Source organism: Kitasatospora sp. NPDC091257 (genome assembly GCF_044757675.1).
In the GTDB taxonomy this organism is placed as follows: Bacteria; Actinomycetota; Actinomycetes; order Streptomycetales; family Streptomycetaceae; genus Kitasatospora; species Kitasatospora lactacystinica.
On record NZ_JBIVVI010000624.1, the window covers coordinates 1 to 5,398 of the forward strand.

The following is a 5,398-nucleotide window of genomic DNA, read 5'->3' on the forward strand; positions in this document are numbered from 1 at the left end:
CTGCCGGAGCCACGATGCGGACCCCGACTGCGTTCCATACGACATCGGTCAGGCGCGTCAGTAGCGCGTCATGGGTGGCGAGCACGTGCACTCCGGCGGCTGCAGCCTCGGCGACGTATCGCAGCCGCTGCTCAAGCTCCGTCTGCTCGGGATCGGTCTTTGCCGCTGCGTCCAGCAGCTGGCGGCTGCGCAGCGACACGGTCCCTGGGTCGGGACTGAGTTCGCGAAGGCCGGAGGCAGCCGCCCGCTGGTGGACGCGTTCGGCCTCATTCTCGATGTCCCGGATGTCCTGGTAGAGGTGCGGGGTGAAGACCAGCTCGACCAGATCGGTCATCCATCCGGATTCGAGCGCCTGGGACTCGGCTGCATCCGAGGAGGGTTTCCGCCCGCGGAGGTCTGCGAAGACCCCGTGGTCGATCGCGACGGTCAGCTGCGCGTCGCTGTCCACCTCGGCGAAGAGGCTCGGATGCCGGAAATCCAACCACCAGCCGTCCAGTACGTGCCCTTGCTTGCTACGGCCCTTCACCTCGCCGCGCGGGATGAACCCGAGCTTCGTCCACATCCCGGTAAGACCGTAGTCGCGCCTGCACTTCGCCTTGATACCGAAACGCTGGCCGTGGTGGGCTCGGATCGTGTCGATCAGCAGTCGGGCGATTCCCTTGCTGCGGTGCTCCTCGGCCACGCACAGGTGGGCCAGCCGTACATGGGGCGTTCTCTTCGGCAGGCCGAAGAGCGCATACCCAACGACGGCACTGTCCTCGACGGCCACGAGAAGCCCGCCGTCGTCCGCCATCTTCGAGTAGGCGGGTGGTGTCATCAGGCCCAACGTCTTGGTGTAGCGATCACCGAGCTTGATCGATTCGGCCAACAGCTCTGCGTGAGCCGCAGACACCGACACGACCTTAATCCCCATCGGACCCCCTCTACTGGCCGCACCAAACAGCCTCGCTCTCAGCCATGTCTGCATCAGGAGGCGCCTAAACCTCGGAGGGACGGTTCCGTTGCCGGTCGTGCCAGATTCGTGCCAGAACGGGTAGTGAAGGACGGGCAACGGCGGTCAGCGCAGGGCGTCCGAAGGGCTGGTTGCGCCGGTATCGGTGCAGGTCAGGAGCACTTTTGGGCCCGGAGGCCCAAAGATTCCCAAGCTTAGAGCGCGAGTTCGATTCTCGTCGCCCGCTCCAGCGGTAAAGCCCCAGGTCAACGACCTGGGGCTTTCGCGTTGTCCGGGCCGGGTGCGGCGGGGCCGCCCTGGGGGCCGCGGGGGAGCTGGCTGCATGGCTGCGAACGCATGTGCCATGCACGGGAGTTGACGTTCGTCGTGCCTCCGGGTGATCACCGTGGCGATCGACGGGGCGTTCCGGGTCGAGCGTGTCCGGGCGGTCATGTCCGGAGCCGGGCGGCGCCCGCCTCGGTGCGCACCGGCCGTGGTCGTCCGCCCTGGCGAGCGACCGGGCCGGAGTCGACCGATGATGGAAGTCCAGGGGCGCGCGACGTTCGAGAGCGGCGTATGCGAGAGCGGCGTATGGCTGTATGGCATGTCCGGGACTTCACTCCGGACGACCTCGAAGCGATGGTCCGGCTCGACGCCGAGAGTGCCACCACGGATCGCGCCGCCGCCTTCCGTCTCTCCGACGTGGTCGCCGCGTTGCAGGCACGGAATCCGAGCGTCGTCGCGGTCGCGGACGGGCATCTGGTGGGCGCGGCGGTGGGCCGGGTGGACGGGGACCGGGCATGGGTGCTGCGCATCGCCCTGCACCCCGCCTGGCGGAACCTGGGCATGGGCACCGCCCTGCTGTCCGCGCTGGAGCACCGTCTGCGGGACGCCGGCGCCAGGATCGTCGCGGCGTTGCTGCCCGACGAGGAGACCGGCGCCACCGCACTGGTCAACTCCGGATTCCAACCCCACCGGGGGCTCACGTACTTCGAGAAGTCGGAGGCCGTCAGCGCCCAGGGCACGACGGTCCTGGCGATGCTGGGCGCGGTCATGCCCGAAGCCCGTCTCTGGGAGCGGCTCACGGGCATGGCCGACGAGAAGCGGCTCATCGAACGGCGACTGGTGCTGCCCCTGGCGAACCCCGAGCTGGCGGACGCCCACGGAGTGGAACCGCCGCGCGCGGTCGTGCTGTTCGGCCCGCCGGGCACGGGCAAGAGCACGTTCGCCAAGGCCGTGGCCGGCCGGCTCGGCTGGCCGTTCATCGAGATCTTCCCCTCCCGGCTCGTCTCCGAGGACGGGCTGGCCACCGGACTCGGCCGCCGCTTCGAAGAGGTGGTGCAGCTCGACCATGTGCTGCTCTTCATCGACGAGGTCGAAGAGGTCGCCGGGACACGCAGCCTCGCCGCCCCCGCGTCGGTCGGCGTGGTCAACGAACTCCTCAAGTCGATCGTGCGGTTCCGTGACCGCGACGGCCGGCTCCTCGTCTGCGCCACCAACTCGGTGGCCGCGCTGGACCCGGCGTTCCTGCGCCACGGCCGGTTCGACTACGTCCTGCCGGTCGGGCCACCCGACGCCGCGGCCCGCGACGCGCTGTGGGCCGGCTACACCGCGAAAACGGGTACCGCCGCGGACACGGCGGTCCTCGCGGAAGCCAGCGAGGGCTTCACTCCCGCCGACATCCGGCAGGTCGCCATGGCGGTCGCCCAGAGCACGTTCGAGCGCACGCTCGACACGGGGGAGCGGACCCAGCCCAGCACCCAGGTCTATCTGGACGCGATCCACCGCACCCGTCCGACCGTTTCCGAGGAGATGGCCCGGGAGTTCGCCGACCAGGCGGTCCGCTACGGGCGCGTCTGAGGGGCCGCCGCCCCGTCGTACTCCGGTGTCCTACCGCAGGCGTCGGGTGGGAACCCACCGCGACATGCAGGGTTCGGAGTGGACCGAGAGTAACCTGGGCAGTACCGAAGGCACTTCGCATGCCGGCACCCGGATACTGGCGTCGTCTCCGGCGAACGGCAATGCCGGACCCGGCCCCGCGGGCCGGGCCCGGAGGCAGGTCCTTGATCATGGCCACGACGCTCGATCGTGCGACGACGCCTCGCGCCCTGGAACCCACCGTGCGGCTCTCCCTGGCACCTCGTGGTGCGCGGTCCGGCCGACTCGACGGAGCCTGGTGGCCCCGCTCGCGTGATCTTCTTCTCGAACTCCCCGCCCTGGCCGCCGAAATCGACGAGCGGTGGGGCCGGATCACCCGGATCACCGTGAACCCCGCGCAGTGGCCCGTCATCCCCCGGCGCATCCCGGTCACCGGGCACATCGTCCACGCGGGCTGGTTCACCACCGAGCAGGACGAGCACACGGTCGCGGTGTTCTCGTACGCCCCGCGCCGGCTGAACCTGCTGGTCGTCCCGCCGGAGACGGATTCCGTCGATGCCGCCCGGCTGATGTCGGAGGCGGCCGACCCGGCCGACATCCGGATCGCGAGCGACCTGATCGCCGCGGAGACGGGCGGTGGAGCGGCAGAGCGGCAGCCCCGTTCCGACTTCCTGCCGTCGGCCCCCGCTCCCTCCGGCGGTGCCGGTGAGGCCGGCAGGCGGGCGGATGTCGCCCGGAACAGGGCCGCCTCCTGGCCGGTACCCGCGTCCTCGGCGTCATCGGCGTCGTCGTACCGGTCGTAGCACCGGCCTTCGCCCCCGTCCCTCTGCGCCGGAACCGCACGGCGGAGGGGGCCGACGCGGATCGCCGTCAGTACTCGGCGCCTTTCCGCAGGTAGCTGCCCACGACCTGGAGCCACGCCCCGGGGCCGAAGCAGACCTCGATCCGGTACGGCGTGTCCTCGAAGACCCGCAGGACGCGCAGCGCACCACTCGGATGCAGGTCGTACTCGAAGGTGACGCCGTCCGCACCGTCCTCGTACTGCATGTCCAACGGCCCCTTCGACGGCTCCGCCGGTGCCCGGGCGTCGGCCGAGAGCTTCACGTAGACGGACATCTCCCCGTCCCGCCTTTCCTGTCTGTCCGAGGAGCCGGGCCCGCGGGACCGTCCCTCAGGACGCCTCGCCCGGTGGCTCGGAGTCGATGCCGGTGGCGACGAGGATCTGCCGAGCCGAGTCGCTTCCGCCGGCCTTGACCGCGCGGGCCATCGCGGCGAGCGCCGCCTCCTGGCTCGCCTGCGGGGGGACGACCAGCAGGCTGAAGTGATCGTGGTCGCCCCGTGTGACGATCACCGTGTCGTCGCCGACGGGGAACCGGTCGATGTGCACCGACCGGCCGTCGACGACCAGCCGGGCCGGTACGTCGTCCCAGGCTGCCGTGTCCAGCCCGACCCTCGCCACCGGGCCGAGGTGTTCGGTCAACGCCCTGACCAGGCCAGGGAGTTCGGCGCCGACGTCTCGTGAACGCGGCCACCACGCGCCGTCGAGCAGGCCTTCGCGCGACTGTGTGGTCTCCAGGCGCAACAGGACCGTCCCCGGCCGCGCGGCCTGCCGGAACCGGTCCGGCAGAAGGCCCGGGAACGCGGCACCGGCTTCGTCCGACATGGCTCGCCACCTATCCGCGGACGCGGCCCGACCCCACCGAGCGAGGGGCGGCCCTCGGGGGAGCGGCGGCACGGGCCGCTCCGACATCCCACGGTACTCCGCCCGCACCGGGTCGGCCCGGCCGGTCGTGAGAGCCGTGGTCACGAGAGCCGTGGTCACGAGAGCCGTCGTGGGGGCGGCCCGCTCAGCGCCACTCGATCAGGAACAGGGTCGCGTCGTCGCTCGTCCGCCCGCCCCGCTTCTCCTTCAGGACGTGGGAGAGCGCGCGCACCACGGCCCGCACCCCGTCCTGCGAGCGCTCGACGAGGTTGACCCAGTCGATGAGCTGTTCCTCCCCGAACTGCTCCCCGCCGGCCTCGCGCTCCTCGACCAGGCCGTCGGTGAAGCACAGCACCCGGTCACCGTGCCGCAGCACCCGCTCGCTGATCACCGGCTCCTCACCGCCGAAGCCGACCGGCAGGGTGGTCTCGCTCTCCAGCCGCTCGACGACGACGTGGTCGCGGATCAGCAGCGGTTGGGGATGGCCGGCGTTGACCCACTGCAGGTGGCCGGTCCCGGTGTCCAGGCGCATCATCTGCGCGGTGACGAAGTGGTCCGGCCCGAACTGCTCGGCGACGGCCCGGTCCATGAACGCGTAGATCTCGGCGAGTCCGATGTCGGCGCGCCGGGCGTGCCGGTACGCGCCGATGGCCACGGTCGCCATGGTCGCGGCGTCCAGCCCGTGGCCCATCGCGTCGATCGTGGCGACGTGCAGGAGGCCGTCGTTGAGGGCATAGTCGAAGCTGTCCCCGGCCACCTGGTAGGCCGGTTCGAGGATGCCGGCCACGGCGACCTGCGGAACGGACAGCGACAGCGGTGGCAGCAGCGACCACTGGATCTCCGCGGCCACGCTCATCGGTTCGAGGCGCCGGGCCTGGAAGATCCGG

General features: G+C 71.0%; 6 protein-coding genes. 2 read left to right on the forward strand and 4 right to left on the reverse strand.

Annotation, left to right across the window (positions count from 1 at the left end; all coding sequences use genetic code 11):
* On the reverse strand, positions 1-868 hold an 868-nt coding region (locus ACIQOV_RS25875; protein WP_401052314.1), incomplete at its 3' end, for a GNAT family N-acetyltransferase.
* 654 nt (positions 869-1,522) lie between these two features.
* Here ACIQOV_RS25875 and ACIQOV_RS25880 point away from each other — a divergent pair.
* Positions 1,523-2,791: an ATP-binding protein gene (locus tag ACIQOV_RS25880; protein ID WP_401052317.1), complete on the forward strand. Its 1,269-nt coding sequence runs from the start codon at positions 1,523-1,525 to the stop codon at positions 2,789-2,791.
* Positions 2,792-3,000: 209 nt separating this feature from the next.
* Positions 3,001-3,612, forward strand: coding sequence for a DUF5994 family protein (locus tag ACIQOV_RS25885; RefSeq protein ID WP_401052319.1), 612 nt, complete (start codon positions 3,001-3,003; stop codon positions 3,610-3,612).
* 67 nt (positions 3,613-3,679) lie between these two features.
* Here the strand turns inward: ACIQOV_RS25885 and ACIQOV_RS25890 are convergent, their stop codons facing one another.
* The 3 genes from ACIQOV_RS25890 to ACIQOV_RS25900 form a co-directional block, all read right to left on the reverse strand.
* Entirely contained in the window at positions 3,680-3,925 is a 246-nt protein-coding gene (locus ACIQOV_RS25890) for a hypothetical protein (RefSeq protein WP_380549886.1), read from the reverse strand.
* A gap of 55 nt (positions 3,926-3,980) precedes the next feature.
* Positions 3,981-4,472, reverse strand: a complete 492-nt coding sequence (locus ACIQOV_RS25895) for a DUF5994 family protein (RefSeq protein ID WP_401052321.1) — start codon at positions 4,470-4,472, stop codon at positions 3,981-3,983.
* Between the two features lie 184 nt (positions 4,473-4,656).
* A partial coding sequence (locus ACIQOV_RS25900; protein ID WP_401052323.1) for a PP2C family protein-serine/threonine phosphatase occupies positions 4,657-5,398 on the reverse strand: 742 nt, incomplete at its 5' end.

Coding starts and splice junctions, on each gene's coding strand:
- ACIQOV_RS25880 (WP_401052317.1), top strand. CDS start 1,523: ATGGCTGTATGGCATGTCCGGGACTTCACTCCGGACGACCTCGAAGCG.
- ACIQOV_RS25885 (WP_401052319.1), top strand. CDS start 3,001: ATGGCCACGACGCTCGATCGTGCGACGACGCCTCGCGCCCTGGAACCC.
- ACIQOV_RS25890 (WP_380549886.1), bottom strand. CDS start 3,925: ATGTCCGTCTACGTGAAGCTCTCGGCCGACGCCCGGGCACCGGCGGAG.
- ACIQOV_RS25895 (WP_401052321.1), bottom strand. CDS start 4,472: ATGTCGGACGAAGCCGGTGCCGCGTTCCCGGGCCTTCTGCCGGACCGG.